General features: G+C 41.1%; 12 protein-coding genes and 1 pseudogene. 11 read left to right on the forward strand and 2 right to left on the reverse strand.

Going from position 1 to position 14,501, the window contains the following annotated elements; genetic code table 11:
* The first annotated feature begins 202 nt into the window (after positions 1-202).
* Both narQ and AC0L4E_RS15510 read left to right on the forward strand, forming a co-directional pair.
* A complete protein-coding gene (gene narQ / locus AC0L4E_RS15505) occupies positions 203-1,942 on the forward strand; it encodes a nitrate/nitrite two-component system sensor histidine kinase NarQ (protein ID WP_473679935.1) in 1,740 nt (579 codons plus the stop codon).
* Positions 1,935-2,564, forward strand: a complete 630-nt coding sequence (locus AC0L4E_RS15510; protein WP_473679936.1) for a response regulator — start codon at positions 1,935-1,937, stop codon at positions 2,562-2,564. Before narQ ends, AC0L4E_RS15510 begins: the two co-directional genes overlap by 8 nt.
* Positions 2,565-2,723: 159 nt before the next feature.
* Here AC0L4E_RS15510 and AC0L4E_RS15515 read toward each other — a convergent pair whose 3' ends face one another.
* Positions 2,724-3,095 (reverse strand): YacL family protein, encoded by a 372-nt coding sequence (locus tag AC0L4E_RS15515; protein WP_473681694.1) that lies wholly within the window; start codon positions 3,093-3,095, stop codon positions 2,724-2,726.
* A gap of 269 nt (positions 3,096-3,364) precedes the next feature.
* Between AC0L4E_RS15515 and AC0L4E_RS15520 the strand changes: the two genes are divergently transcribed.
* Positions 3,365-4,333, forward strand: coding sequence for a zinc transporter ZntB (locus AC0L4E_RS15520; RefSeq protein ID WP_473679937.1), 969 nt, complete (start codon positions 3,365-3,367; stop codon positions 4,331-4,333).
* Between the two features lie 132 nt (positions 4,334-4,465).
* Here AC0L4E_RS15520 and fkpA read toward each other — a convergent pair whose 3' ends face one another.
* On the reverse strand, positions 4,466-5,224 hold the full coding sequence (gene fkpA / locus AC0L4E_RS15525) for an FKBP-type peptidyl-prolyl cis-trans isomerase (RefSeq protein WP_473679938.1): 759 nt from the start codon (positions 5,222-5,224) through the stop codon (positions 4,466-4,468).
* Positions 5,225-5,373: 149 nt separating this feature from the next.
* Here fkpA and AC0L4E_RS15530 point away from each other — a divergent pair, with 149 nt between their 5' ends.
* From AC0L4E_RS15530 to AC0L4E_RS15565, 8 genes and pseudogenes are all read left to right on the forward strand, one after another.
* Complete coding sequence (locus tag AC0L4E_RS15530; RefSeq protein ID WP_473679939.1) at positions 5,374-6,339, forward strand: WD40 repeat domain-containing protein; 966 nt, start codon at positions 5,374-5,376, stop codon at positions 6,337-6,339.
* A 36-nt stretch (positions 6,340-6,375) separates the two neighbouring features.
* Positions 6,376-6,588, forward strand: a complete 213-nt coding sequence (locus AC0L4E_RS15535; protein ID WP_153915038.1) for a SlyX family protein — start codon at positions 6,376-6,378, stop codon at positions 6,586-6,588.
* 88 nt (positions 6,589-6,676) lie between these two features.
* Positions 6,677-7,174, forward strand: a pseudogene (gene def / locus AC0L4E_RS15540) (peptide deformylase); the annotation flags it as partial.
* Between the two features lie 87 nt (positions 7,175-7,261).
* Positions 7,262-8,629: a COG3014 family protein gene (locus AC0L4E_RS15545; RefSeq protein WP_473681696.1), complete on the forward strand. Its 1,368-nt coding sequence runs from the start codon at positions 7,262-7,264 to the stop codon at positions 8,627-8,629.
* A 39-nt stretch (positions 8,630-8,668) separates the two neighbouring features.
* The gene (gene lpoB, locus AC0L4E_RS15550; RefSeq protein ID WP_473679940.1) at positions 8,669-9,262 is read left to right on the forward strand and encodes a penicillin-binding protein activator LpoB; all 594 of its coding nucleotides are present in this window, start codon (positions 8,669-8,671) and stop codon (positions 9,260-9,262) included.
* Positions 9,263-9,378: 116 nt separating this feature from the next.
* Positions 9,379-12,015 carry an aminopeptidase N gene (pepN, locus tag AC0L4E_RS15555; protein WP_473679941.1) on the forward strand — a complete coding sequence of 879 codons (2,637 nt, stop codon included), beginning with the start codon at positions 9,379-9,381 and terminating at the stop codon, positions 12,013-12,015.
* Positions 12,016-12,214: 199 nt separating this feature from the next.
* Positions 12,215-13,447 carry a MalY/PatB family protein gene (locus tag AC0L4E_RS15560; RefSeq protein ID WP_473679942.1) on the forward strand — a complete coding sequence of 411 codons (1,233 nt, stop codon included), beginning with the start codon at positions 12,215-12,217 and terminating at the stop codon, positions 13,445-13,447.
* Between the two features lie 242 nt (positions 13,448-13,689).
* Positions 13,690-14,496, forward strand: a complete 807-nt coding sequence (locus tag AC0L4E_RS15565; RefSeq protein WP_473679943.1) for a hypothetical protein — start codon at positions 13,690-13,692, stop codon at positions 14,494-14,496.
* Positions 14,497-14,501 lie beyond the last annotated feature (5 nt).

Consider the following 14,501-nt stretch of genomic DNA (forward strand, 5'->3'; position numbering starts at 1 on the left):
GACATCTCCATGAACAAACTTATCCATTTAAGGTTAATTTAAGAATACCCCTTTATGAGTATTAGGCAATAAGCTTGCGCTAGATCAATATGTTAATATGTTGTACATCACATTTTTGAATAACTGTTAACATAGTACAGTATTCACTAATGTAAAATATTGCTCATCATTTCCAATAAAACAGACTTTAGTAGGATCTAAAATGACTAAAAGAGGCAGCCTTACCTCCACTATTCTAAGACTAATGTTAGTCTTAATTTTCATTTCTTCCAGCTTAGCTGTTTATTCAATTATCAATCTGACATTTAGTATCGGTGACGCTAGAGCGATCAATGCATCGGGCTCATTACGTATGCAGAGTTATCGCTTAAAATTATATTTAGAGCGCGACGAACAGTTACTGAATGAAAAAATAAATCAATTTGAAACTACCTTACATTCAGAGGCTTTAGAGCGTTCGCTAACCTGGTATAGCCCACAAGATTTGAGCCAGCAATATTTATTGGTAGTAGAAAAGTGGGGCCAAATGCGAACCTTCATAGAAACGGATCAAGGCCCCGCATATTCAGCCTCTTTAAAAGACTTTGTCGATACCATCGATTTATTAGTTTTAGAAATGGAACGTTTTGCTTCCTTAAAACTTAGGATATTGGTGATAGGTCAAATCATCGGCTTATTCTTAATGTTAATTGTCGCAACAGCAGCAACACGCTATACCCGTAAAAGAATGGTCGAACCCATACTCCAATTGATGGATGTGGCAAACTCTATTTCGAAAGGTAAATTTAAGGTTGATGTACCACAAACAGAATATATTGAGCTCCATGCATTGGGTGAGGCCTTCAAAAAAACTGCCTCCGAATTAGATACGCTTTATCAAGATTTAGAAGGCCAAGTGAATGAAAAAACCATTGCCCTCACCCGCGCTAATAATGAACTGAGTTTTTTATATGACAATCTCATCAAATTACATGCAGACAGTCTCGACTATAAAGCCTTAAGCTCAGCATTAACTCAAATTCAGCAGTTTGAAGACTTAGATTATGTCCGATTGGTCATCGAACACGGCGATGGAACCATAGACAGTATTGAAGCTGATAACGGTTGGTTAGACCCAAGCGCTTTAAATTCAGAGCAACACGCAGCAGTTAACCCAGTTAAGTTTAATTTGCAGCTCGAAGATAAAAATCTTGGATATGTTGAAGTCATCTCACTTAAACCACTTAACAATATGTTATTTGTTAACTTCGCAATGATGTTGACTCGCTCTATTGTTATTCACAACGCAACAGAAGAAAGGCAACAACTGGCGCTAATGGAAGAGCGAGCTGTGATTGCCAGAGAACTACATGACTCACTAGGTCAGCTGTTATCTTATTTAAAAATCCAAGTCAGCCTACTGCGTAAAAAAATCGAACCTGACTGCATGACCCAAGATGTAGAAACACAACTAATTGATATTAATGATGGCGTGAGCACCGCATACGGTCAGCTACGTGAACTACTTTCCACCTTCAGGTTAACCATTAAAGATCCCAATTTAGGTCAGGCAATTGAAGTGATGTTAACCCAACTGCGTAAACAGTCAGGGATAACCATTGAGCTTAATTATCAATTATCGCCACACTTACTTGCAGCAAAGCAGCACATTCATGTTTTACAACTCACTCGCGAAGCAACTATTAATGCAATTAAGCATGCAAAACCTTCACGAATAGAAATTGATTGTTTTTTGGCAGATTCTGATATGATACATATTAATATCAAGGATGATGGAATTGGCGTGTCGCATTTGAAAGAGCGAGACCAGCACTTTGGTATCGGGATCATGTATGAACGTGCGACCAAACTGCATGGCACAGTCAAGTTTGATAATAATCCGCAGGGCGGCACAACTGTCTCTCTCGTATTTCCACCCCAGCAGGAGCCTCTAAATGGGTAAACCTTATTCAGTATTAGTAGTAGATGACCACCCGCTTCTTAGACGTGGTATTTGTCAGTTAATAACCTCAGATGGTGACTTTAAGCTATTTGGTGAAGCAGGAACTGGTTTAGACGCACTAACTGCAATTGGCGAAGATGAGCCAGATATTATCTTGCTCGATTTAAACATGAAGGGTATGTCAGGTTTAGACACCTTGAATGCCATGCGGCAAGAAGGTGTCACTGCACGAATCGTCATTTTAACGGTATCTGATGCTAAGCAAGACGTAATCCGTCTATTACGCGCTGGCGCTGATGGTTACCTTTTAAAAGACACTGAGCCAGATTTATTACTAGAACAACTTAAAAAGGCCATGCTTGGCCATCGAGTGATTAGTGATGAAGTTGAAGAGTACATCTATGAGCTTAAAAATGCTGATAATGATGAAACTTGGATTGCGTCATTAACGCCGCGCGAGTTACAGATTTTGAAAGAGTTAGCTGAAGGTAAGAGTAACCGTGTTGTCGCAGAAGCGCTGCACATCAGTGAAGGAACCGTAAAGGTTCACGTGAAAAACTTACTTCGTAAAGCCAACGCAAAATCACGAACTGAAATGGCTGTAAGGTATTTAAACCACTAATCAGTTTAAACACATTTCAGGACAAGACACGCAGTTCAAAAAAGGCGACTCATTAAGAGGCGCCTTTTTAGTTTATGGGCTGATATCGTGATGCTTATGAGTTTAAGACTTAAGTTTTGAAGACTTAAATTTTGAAAGCTGGCTGTTAACGCTAGATGATTATCGCTTAGCTATAAACTCCACCCAGCTTTTAAGTGCTGTCTCAAAATCTTCTAAACCGCAAAATGCTTCAGACTCAGCATCATACATACTCATCGACTCTTCTAAGTCAAAGTCTTCATCAAAATCGATAGCGATGGCAAATACTCTGACCTGCTCACTATCTATCGATATTGCCAAATCATGACTTTGCATTAACCAGTCGTTTTGTTTATTGGATCTAATTATCTCAATTTGCTGAATAATATGATTACATTGCTCAATATTATTTCCCAAGCGCTCGGCAAAAAATCGCCCTAAAATAGCATGTTCCATACTAAACTCAGCAAATAAGGTGCCGTCTAAGCTGTTACGGCGAAACTCGTATTCCATGATAAAACTCAACATTAGGCTTTTACTTATTTTAACCGAAGTTAGCTAAAACTGCGCAGTTACACCACGTAAATAATGAAAATCTTGCATAAGCATAAAATAACCGACAATAATATCTTCAGTATTGCTGTTGTCAAAGCCCCGCTTATCGCGGCCTCGTCTCTGGGTTAAGTTTACAAGGATGACTTAATAGAGCTTACCTAACGCAGTGATTAAAATTTTCGAGTAACAAATATAGCTCACCACATCAATTGCAAGTCAGGACTTATATGGATACAGGTTTTATTTATTGCTTACTATTGTCTGGGCCTAACGCAGGTCAAAGCATTCCACACTCTGAACTTGAACAGTGGCAACCTGAAGATGGATTATTATGGGTTCATTTGCGCTACAGCAATGAAGAAGCAAGGCAATGGGTGATTGACGCCCAATTACCGCCAACAGAAACCGATACCTTACTGGCAGAACATACCAGGCCACGCACACTAAGCTCGCAAGATGGGGTATTAATGGCCTTGCGCGGGATTAATCTGAACCCTAACTCCGCACCAGAAGACATGGTATCGATGCGTATTTTTGCCCAGCAACATCGAATCATTTCCACATGTGAGCGCCAGCTACAATCAGTTAAAGACATTGCTGAACAAATTATGGCTAAGCCAAATAGTATTGACTCCAGTGCCGACTTTTTGGTTTCTCTGTGCGAGCGCCTAACCCATCGAAAAATGGAATTGATCCATAACCTCGAAGATCAGCTAGATGATTTGGACGATCAAATTACCGCACCAATCAGTTCATCATTACGCTTGGATATAGCCGAATTAAGAAAACAAACTGTCACCTTAAGGCGCTACTTTTCGCCGCAGCGGGATGCATTATCAAGGCTATTGAATGACGGACATGTGTTATTTAACGCTGAACATAAATTGCGGATCCGTGAAATAAACGAAACCTTAATCCGAGTCATTGAAGATTTAGATGCGGTGCGAGATAGAGCAAGCGTAACCCAAGAACAGCTGCAATCACAGCAATCTGAACAACTCAACAAACGCTTATATTTCCTGTCGCTGATTTCAGCTATTTTCTTACCGCTAGGTTTTTTAACCGGCTTGCTTGGGGTCAACATTGGCGGTATTCCTGGCACAGAAAACAGCTGGGCTTTTGCCATCTTCAGCGGTGGATTAACCCTACTCGTTGGCATTCAAATGTGGTTCTTTTATCGCTTAAAGTGGCTATAAAAAGGTATTTTTGATTTAAACTCTCAAATAAAATTTTTTATTAAATTTTATTTACACTTTATCTTCAGCCACAAAAAAGGACGCTTTCGCGTCCTTTTCATCTATTATCCCTTCAAGGGATAACTCAATATATTATTGAGCAGCAGGTGCTTCTGCAACTTGTGCTTTCTCAATAGACAGTAATTCAACTTCAAATACTAACGTTGAGTTAGCTGGGATAGTACCAGTATCACGTTCACCGTATGCAAGCTCAGACGGGATAACGAACTTGTACTTAGCACCGATAGGCATTAATTGAACACCTTCAGTCCAACCAGGAATAACGCGGTTTAATGGGAACTTAGCTGGCTCACCACGGCTGTAAGAGCTATCAAACTCAGTCCCGTCGATGAGTGTTCCTTTGTAATGAACTTCAACAGTATCTTCTGCAACTGGCATATCGCCTGCACCAGCTTCTAAAACTTCATACTGTAAACCAGACTCAGTTGTTACAACGCCTTCTTTAGCTTTGTTGGTTTCAAGGAATTTCTTACCTTCTTCAACAGCTTGGCTTGCTAATAACTCAGCTTGCTCTGCACGTTTTTCACTTAATTTAACGTCTAAACCTTGAAGAACAGTTTGCATTTCTTCTTCTGTTAAATCTAAAGTATCAGCTAAACCATCGCTGAATCCTTGGATAACTAAAGTACGGTCAACAGCAAAACCTAAGTCTTCTTGTTCGGTAATATGACCAGCCATATAACGGCCAATAGAGCCACCAACACTGTAAGCTTCTTTTTGCGCGTCAGTTGTTAGTTCAACTTTCTTTGCCACGACTTCTTGTTCTTGGTTACATGCAGTAAGACCAACAACAGCCAGTGCAACTAACGATAATTTGTAAATAGATTTCATTAAAGCTTCCTCAGCGTCCTATAGCGGTTACAATAACCTGTAGGTAAAAAATTTGTATATATTTGGCCACTTTATACTAATTAAAGTGTTTCTTGCAATGGTCCGAATAATAACTCTGGCTTTCAGACAACTTTTATAGGAGCAAGTTCATGTTTCGACTAATTACGCTGATATTGTGCATTTGCTGCCTTAGCGCTTGCCAGCCTGCAGCCGAAAAAGTATTCCGTGTCACTAACGATTCAAGCTACAGCGCAAGCTTGTCTGAAGACGGCCAACTGGCTTTGGTCAGCACAGCAAGTAACGGCGTTCAACTGTGGGATCTCAGCCAAGCAGTATTAAAATACCGTTGGCAACATGGCAATAATACAAATACCACTGACAATAATGTGTTCGATACAGCGCTCTCTGCAAATGCACAATACGCCGCAACATTAACGACGGACTCATTAGCGATTTGGGATGTCGCCACAGGTCAATCTGTCGGTTGGTGGTCACTACCTGCATCTGCGCAATCTGTCGCCATTGCCAATAACGCCCAAACCTTAGTGGGACTCGTCGATGGCTCTGTCATGTCATTTTCACCACAAAAAAGCTTAATTAAGTTTTTAGGCCACCAAGAGCGGGTTTCCAGCGTGTCTATTTCGGCAAATGGCCAACTTGCATTGAGCGGTTCTAATGATGGTTCCGTAATCCTCTGGCAAGCCCAAACAGGCCAACCGGTTCACCAATGGCAACTTGAGTCTCGCATTGGTAAAGTCAATTTAAGCCAAAACGGTAAACTCAGTTTTGCCAGTGATATCACTGGTAATGGGGCAATTTATTACAGCGATACTGGTGAAACATTATCGACATTAGCCATTAACCGTCGCCAAATGACCTTCAGCAGTGCCCGCTTTATAGAGCAAGATAAAATTCTCGTAACGGGCTCTCCATCAAAAGAAATCATCTTATGGCAAACCCAAACAGGTAAAAAGCTGGCTAATAGGCAAATTCAGTTAACTAAAAACAGTCAAAATAGAGGTGCCGTTGTATACTCTATTGCAAGTGATGCCCAACAACAGCTTGTGAGCATCAGTAATCAAGGTTTAGTAGAGTCATGGGGGCGATTACCTTAGGTGTCATCAATGATTCCATGACTGTGAGAGGAAATAATGCAAGACATGCAACAAAAGATTGATGATTTAGAAATGAAAGTGGCATTTCAAGAAAGTACCCTTGAAGATCTAAACCAAGAAGTGATTAAATTAAATGACTTAGTGGCTTTTCAGCAGCACCAAATGTCATTAATCGTCAATAAGCTACAGGCTATCGAGCCAAGTAACATGGCGACACAGTCCGAAGAAACGCCACCGCCACATTATTAAATGTTCGGTTAAGTAATATTTGCTACATTATTCAATAATAAATAGTCTTATAGATAGATTATTAGCCGTTAAGCATTTAAGGAACCCTATGCCTGCAAGTGACATAATGACAATCGCCCAATCTGGTGAAGCGATTTTAAATCGCCAGACACAAGCAGTCATTACATTTGATCAAGCTCTGGTTCAGCTTACCGACAATATGATAGCGACTATGACAGTTGCAAATGGTGTTGGGATCGCTGCTCCCCAAGTTTTCAGTGATTTAGCCATATTTATTATGCATTCAAGACCTAATGAACGTTATCCAACTGCTCCTGAGACATCAGCTACAGTAGTCATAAATCCACAAATTATTGCTTATTCTGAAGAAATGGAACTTGGCATGGAAGGCTGTCTGTCTATCGCTGACAAACGAGTTGAAGTGCTCAGACACAAAACGGTTAACGTGCAATATCAAAACATCCATGGCGAAATAATCCAGCAGCAACTGACCGATTTTGTTGGCCGTATTTTTCAACATGAATTTGATCACTTACAGGGAATTACTTTGCTCGAAAGGATACACATGGCAAATCAATCGCCATCTGCCGATCAAATAGCCACTCCGCACGGGTTTATACCCAAGTGCACCCAAGTGCACCCAAGTGCACCCAAGTCAGCAAGGTATTGGCCGATGAATAAATTGCTTAGTATTGGCTTACTTTGTTTCAGTCTATCGGGCTGTGCTTATAACAGCGTATTAATTAATTACCCATCGCAAATTGCGCCGATTAAACAGCAATTAGCAAGCCCAACACCAACTGCCAAGCTTTCTGAATTAGCAGATCAAATCGATACTAATGACGGTTTACTCTACGCTCAAGAAGCGGGGCGAGTCGCACAAGTGTCAGGTGATTTTGAAACCAGTAAAACCTATTATCAACAAGCTATACGTGCCTATAAAGACTTTGATGATAGAGCCACTATCAGTGCTTCAGATTTAACGGCAACCGCCAGCAGTTTAGTATTGAATGACAATGCTATCCCTTATCGCGGCCCAGGCTACGAACGGATTATGGTGCATCAGTACCAAGCCTTTAACTATTTATTTTCTGGTGACGCCCAAGGCGCATTAGTTGAAGTTCGCCGCAGTAATCAACTGCAAAGCAGCGAACAAGCCCGCTACCAGAAGTCTCAAAAATCAGTTCGCGCCATGGCAAACGGCACGATTGATGCCGAAATCAATAAACTCGATCAAGCGACGGGCACTGTCACCAGCTCATTTTTAAATGCATACAGTTATTACACGACAGGCTTACTGCATGAGCTTTTAGGCGAACCTAATGATGCTTATATTGATTACCGCAAAGCCGCGCAGATAACACCAAATAACAAATACCTACAACAAGACTTAGTCCGCCTTGCTAAGCAGTTATCAATGCCACAATACGATGAGTTTAAGCGTCGTTGGGGTGATGCGATATTACCTAAAAAAGGCCAAGGCCAAGTGGTTATGGTGGTCGAAAAAGGCTTTGTTCCTGAGAAACAAAGTTTAACTGTACCTTTTACCATTGATGGTAATTGGCAGACTGTTTCACTGGCAACATATCAGCCACACCGCCAAGTTATCCAACCTTCAACTATTCAAGGTCTGGGAACCGTATTAAAAGCGGAACCAATTGCCAATATTGATGCCTTAGCTATTAATGCATTAAAAGAAGATTTACCCGCAGCCTTGGTGCGCCAAGCAGCACGAGTCTATACTAAGTCTGAAATGACTCGCAGTGTAGAAAGTGGCAGTAAGCGTCGAAATAACGAAACCGATGCTGCTGCTATTTTGATGCAAATTTTTAATGTAGTGACAGAGCAAGCAGATAGACGCAGCTGGCTCACATTACCAAGACAGGCACAAATTGCCCGACAATATATTGAACCTGGCGAGTATCAAATCCGTTTAGGCAACAGTCCTGCTGCCAAGATTGATGTAAAACCTAACCGTGCAACATTAATTTGGGTGATAGAGACTGGCAATCAAACCCGTTTTTATTCAATAATTATTTAACTCGACTATTTATAAGTCATATTCAACATGGAACTTACTATGAAACATTTTAAACTGATTTTTGTTTTAGCCGCTGTTATCGGGCTATCAGCTTGTCAATCTAAGGTTGAGTATGGCGATGCAACTGAAGTAGAAACCGTCAACGAAAACTTTGGTTCAAGTGACTTACAAGCCATCGCCGCTAAAATGGTCGACAGCATGCTGACCTTCCCACCTGTGATCGTAATGACGCAGAACGATCGTCCTATTATCTTTGTTGATAAAATCAAAAACAAAACCTCAGAACATATTGATACAGAATCAGTCACTGACTCTATTAGCAACAAGTTACTGCGTTCAGGTAAATTCCGCTTTATCGATATGACAAAAGTTGACTCAGTACGTAAGCAACTAGACTACCAAAACAATGCTGGTATGGTTGACCCTTCAACAGCTATCAAATTTGGTCGCCAAGTTGGTGCTCAGTACATGCTTTACGGCAACCTTTCTAGTATTGTGAAACAAGATGGCAGTACTAAAGACGTTTACTACAAAATGACTATGCGTCTTATGGATTTAGAAACAGGCTTAATCGAATGGTCTGACGAAAAAGAAATCCGCAAAGTTAAATCTAAGTCTTTCTTAGGCCTATAAGCCTCTGATAAACTTTAATTAGCCGACCTCGAGTCGGCTTTTTTATAACTGTAAACAATCATCATTGAATGAAATACCTGTACCAAAAACAATAATAAATTTTTAGGGAAGTAATTGTGAATCTGTTTAAGTCCTCTTTAGTTGCTCTAGCTTGCATAGGCTTATTAGCTTGTAATAGCACACCGAGTCAATCACCAACACAACGTGACGGCAGCGCTAACATTAGCGAATACCAAGCAATGGCTCGTTCAAGCGTTGTCTCAGAGGTCAACTACCAACTGAGTTTTGACCTCACTGGTGATAGTCGCTTTAATGCCACGACCAAAGTGGAATTTAATCTAAGCAGCACTAAAGAGCCCCTAACGCTGGACTTAAACAAGGCCCTCATCAGCAAATTTGCTATTAACGGCAAGCGCATTTATCCCAATTATAACGATGCCTATATCACCGTTAATCCGCAGCTACTGAGCAGCGGCAAAAATACCATAGAAATTGAATATAGCCGTGAACACAGCACTAATGGAGAAGGCTTACATCGTTTTGTCGATCCTGTTGATAATAAAGTCTATTTATACTCCCACTTTGAGCCTGCTGCAGCGCAGCAAATGTTTGCCGTATTTGATCAACCGGATTTAAAAGCCACTTATGAAATCACCGTTTCTGCGCCAAAGGATTGGAGCGTCATTAGCACCATGCGCGAAAGCAGCATTGATGAACAAGCAGATCAAAATATTTGGACCTTCCCAGTTACCCCTAAATTAAGCCCATATAACTTTTCTATGCATGCTGGTCCTTATCATGTTTGGGAAGATAACAGTGGCAAATACCCAATGCGATTATTTGCCCGTCAATCCGTTGCCGAGCAAGTCACAGCTGAAGACTGGTTCACTTATACCAAGCAAGGTCTAACATTCTTCGATAACTATTTTGGTATTGACTACCCATTTAAAAAATACGACCAACTATTAGTACCTGACTTCCTCTATGGTGCGATGGAAAATGCTGGTGCCGTTACTTTTGCAGAAAATCGTTTCATGTATAAAGACACCATGACAGCAGCACAAAGACAGCGCTTAGCCAGTGTGATCATGCATGAAATGGCGCACCAGTGGTTTGGTGATTTAGTCACAATGAAATGGTGGAACGGTTTATGGCTTAATGAAAGCTTTGCCTCGTTTATGGGCACACTTGCCACCAGTGAAGCCACCGAGTTCAAACATGCATGGCGCACATTTTACGCCACTGGTAAACAAAGCGCTTACCGTCAAGACAGCCTTGTGACAACCCACCCCATTGAAGTGCCTGTGCCCACCAGCATGAACGCCTTTGATAATATTGATGCCATTACCTACTCGAAAGGCGCATCAACCTTAAAACAACTCAGACACTTATTAGGTGAAGATACTTTCCAACTAGGAGTGCAACAATACCTAACTAAGTACAGTTATCAGAATGCCACCTTAGATGACTTTATCGGTAGTCTAGCCCAAGCAAGCAATCGCGATTTATCTCAATGGACACAAGATTGGCTCTACCAAGCAGGAGTTAATACTTTAAAAGCGGATTTTCATTGTGAAAACGGCAGAATAAGCCAGTTCTCATTGCTTCAAACGGCACCGAGTAGTGAACTGCCGACCTTACGCGAGCAACGTGTGCAAGTGGCATTATTCCGTGCTACAAATTACTCAATTCATAGCGGCCCTATTGTCGCAGTAACCTATAAAGGTGAGAAAACTGAGGTTCCTGAACTCATTGGTGAGCATTGCCCTAACTTGGTTTATCCAAACTTTGAAGATTGGGGATACGTTAAGGTTCAACTAGACGAACAATCCTTTACCACAGCCAAAGAACAGCTCAGTAAGGTCAGCGATCCGCTACTGCGTTCAATGCTATGGCAAAGTATGTGGGACAGTGCCAGTGACGGTAAAATTTCGCTTGAGCAATACATTAACGTGGCACTACTTAATGCGCCAACTGAACAAGACTACACCATTCTAGGGCAAGTGATTGGTAACCTAAAACAAGCACAACAATACTTGAATAGCATGGCACCAAATCATAAGGCGTATGCCACTAAAGTCAGCAAAGGGTTAACCCAAATGAGCTTGCGCATGGCAATGCAACATCATGACAATGCCGATTTTCAGCGTCGCTGGTTTGATGCCTATGTCAGCATGGCAAGTAGCAAGGATGCCCTTAATCATTTAGCTGAGCTATTGGCTGGCACTAGTAATATTCGAGGCTTGAATATCAGCCAAGATTTACGCTGGAAAATCATTATCCAACTGAATCGCCATGACTACCCAAATAGCGCAAAATTATTAGCTAATGAAAAACAATTAGATGTAAGCGATAGCGGCCAAAAGTCTGCCATTGCAGCTGAAGTCATCCGCCCTCAAGCACAGCTAAAACGCCAATGGCTGCATACCATTGAGCACGACACTAGCATGCCTTTTTCTAAGTTAAGAGTCGCGATGAACTACTTATACCCCAGCGAGCAGAAGCTACTTAGCGCAGCCACAGCCGAGCAACGCTTAGCAAATATCGCGGAAATAGATAAGAAAGGACCTGTGTTTATGCGCGCATATAATCGCAGATTAATCCCAACAGCATGCAGTAATGCCAGTGTTGAGGCGATAAATGAAGTATTAAATACAGAAACAGGCTTATCACAAATGACCCGTCGCGCCTTATTAGAGACACGCCAAAAAGAACAGCGATGCGTCAATATCAGTGAAATGCTGAATCGCTAGTAATTTTGATAACTAGTGTTTTTAATTATCAACTTAAACTACTGATAATTAAATTAAAGTAACTATAAAAATCAAACGTTAACCATAAGCCACTTAATTTAAGTGGCTTTTTTTGTCTTTTCTCGTCTTTTAAGAATCCCTTTCGTCTTATCTACACTTAAACCTGTTTTAAAAAGTTAGTTAACGTATCGGAGAGTCCATGAGCCATTTTAATAGCCAATCAAATTACGGCGACAATCGTTTTATCAAGAGTCAGCCTCAAATGCTGAACAACTTTTATGGCACCACTGATGTGTTTCCATATTGGGTTGCTGACATGGACTTTAAGGTCGCCGCCCCCATCACCCAAGAGATTAATCGCTTAGCCGAGCGCGGTGTTTACTCCTACGAATTTAATGAACAAGCGGTATTTAGCGCTATTTCAAATTGGCATGCCAAACGACATGATGTGTCACTTAATCCTGAAAACTTTGTCCAAGTTCCAGGGGTACTATCAGGTATTGCATTATTGCTTCGAGAACTAACCAATGAAGGGGATGCGGTATTAATTCATACACCTGCTTACCATCAGTTTGCTAACTTGATAACTAAAGCGGACCGTAAAGTGGTTAAAAATGAACTCGTGATTGCTGATGATAAATATCAAATAGATTTTGATGCCTTTGAAGCGCAAATACTGCATGACAATGTCAAAGCGATGATTTTTTGTAACCCCCATAACCCTACAGGTCGAGTCTGGACACAAGCTGAACTGTCTAAAGTCATAGCAATCGCCCAACGACATAATGTCACGGTGATCAGTGATGAAATCCATTCTGATATTATATTTTCAGGTCACCAATTCACTAGCTTAACCCGCTTTGATTATGACAATGTCGTCACTTTGATTGGCTCACCTGCAAAAACCTTTGGTATGCACAGTATCTCCAACGGTTATATCTATACAAATAATGTCGCCATGCTGACAAATATAAAGAAACTCGTTGGCGCACTTTATCTTGACCACGGCAATGCTCTCACCACTTTTGCCACTATTGCGGCCTACGAGAAAGGCTCAGAGTGGGTAGACGGCATGCTGGATTACTTGCAGCAAACGGTCACTTGGATTACCGAGTTTGCCGCGCAACATATTCCGCAATTAAAGGTTTACCAGCCAGAAGGTACCTATCAGATTTGGCTTGATTTTTCACAGCTTGGTTTATCAGAACAGCGCTTAAAAGAAGTGGTATTTAAACAAGCTAAAATGGGCTTAACTCCCGGGAATTGGTTTGGCGCCCAAAGTCCGCAATTTATGCGAATGAATATTGCGACTTCAATAGACAACATCAGCGCTTCGTTTGAATTACTCAAAACAGCAATCAATAGCTTTGATACTGAGCAATGTGAATCTGATATTTGCTCCGCTTCAAGTTCAACAAATGGCTGCTGTTAATCGGCGACTAGCTCAACACGCCGCTCCCATAGAGTGCGAATCTAGTAATAAAAATGCCGCCTATATTATATAAGCGGCATTTCTTTTAGAGGCAATTTCAATTCCACTCCCTCTTCCTTCTGAAGGATACAAAATAATAAATAATATTAATTTTGTATTAATAATCAGTACTTAATATTCACCGCCGCTTCTATGCCATTTGAATTTTACGCGGTAGTCACATAATAATAAGGAAGAATAAAATGAAATCTATACTGCCATTAATATTCGTGGGTACAGCCTTAATGGGTTGTACTAGTGATAGTGACGATGACAACACACTATCTGATGAGGCAATTGCTCAAACAATTGAATGCTCGAATATTACAGGAAGTAGCCCTTGCTCAGCTAATGTGCCTTACGCGTGGGGAGAAATGATAACAAATAGTCCTTTTTGTACAGGTATTTATTGTTTTGAAGATTACTCACCTAAACCGACTAACCCTGGGCTGACTCGTTACCGTGAAGACGCCAATCAGTTAATTCCAGTGTATTTCCTCAATGAATCAGATTCGCGATTTACCTATGCGATGGATCAAGCCGAAAGCATAATAGGTTTTAAGTTGTTTGATCGCAAAGGCATCATTACCTTAGACATTAGCGATCCTCACAATATTGATTACTCTAATATCCCGACAGATTGGGGATTCATTTGGAGCCAAGGTACAGTCATTGGGAGCTGTAGTTCCGGAACGGTATCTCAAGGACCTGCAACTAACAACATAGTCGGTCATGCTGTTGGACAAGACTTTGGCGTTAATCGTCCGACAGGTGTCCCCTTTTCTTGGATAAGTTTAGATAGCGCAAACCCAGATCCTAATTGCACAACGATCGCCAGCAATGAAGTGAGCTTACACGAGTTAGGCCACGCTTTAGGTATGAATAATCATTTTGAAGGCTTTGGCGATGGTGCTGCATTTGATCGCAATGCAGAGCGTGTATTACGCACTATGTATAGCGACCAAAACCCACCAGGTCAGCCATTCGACTCACTATATATTGAAAAATAAGTTGA

This window comes from Shewanella sp. GJ50-10, assembly GCF_055808815.1.

Coding starts and splice junctions, on each gene's coding strand:
- AC0L4E_RS15515 (WP_473681694.1), bottom strand. CDS start 3,095: ATGGAATACGAGTTTCGCCGTAACAGCTTAGACGGCACCTTATTTGCT.
- AC0L4E_RS15545 (WP_473681696.1), top strand. CDS start 7,262: ATGAATAAATTGCTTAGTATTGGCTTACTTTGTTTCAGTCTATCGGGC.
- AC0L4E_RS15565 (WP_473679943.1), top strand. CDS start 13,690: ATGAAATCTATACTGCCATTAATATTCGTGGGTACAGCCTTAATGGGT.
- AC0L4E_RS15535 (WP_153915038.1), top strand. CDS start 6,376: ATGCAAGACATGCAACAAAAGATTGATGATTTAGAAATGAAAGTGGCA.
- AC0L4E_RS15560 (WP_473679942.1), top strand. CDS start 12,215: ATGAGCCATTTTAATAGCCAATCAAATTACGGCGACAATCGTTTTATC.
- fkpA (WP_473679938.1), bottom strand. CDS start 5,224: ATGAAATCTATTTACAAATTATCGTTAGTTGCACTGGCTGTTGTTGGT.
- lpoB (WP_473679940.1), top strand. CDS start 8,669: ATGAAACATTTTAAACTGATTTTTGTTTTAGCCGCTGTTATCGGGCTA.
- AC0L4E_RS15520 (WP_473679937.1), top strand. CDS start 3,365: ATGGATACAGGTTTTATTTATTGCTTACTATTGTCTGGGCCTAACGCA.
- narQ (WP_473679935.1), top strand. CDS start 203: ATGACTAAAAGAGGCAGCCTTACCTCCACTATTCTAAGACTAATGTTA.
- AC0L4E_RS15510 (WP_473679936.1), top strand. CDS start 1,935: ATGGGTAAACCTTATTCAGTATTAGTAGTAGATGACCACCCGCTTCTT.
- AC0L4E_RS15530 (WP_473679939.1), top strand. CDS start 5,374: ATGTTTCGACTAATTACGCTGATATTGTGCATTTGCTGCCTTAGCGCT.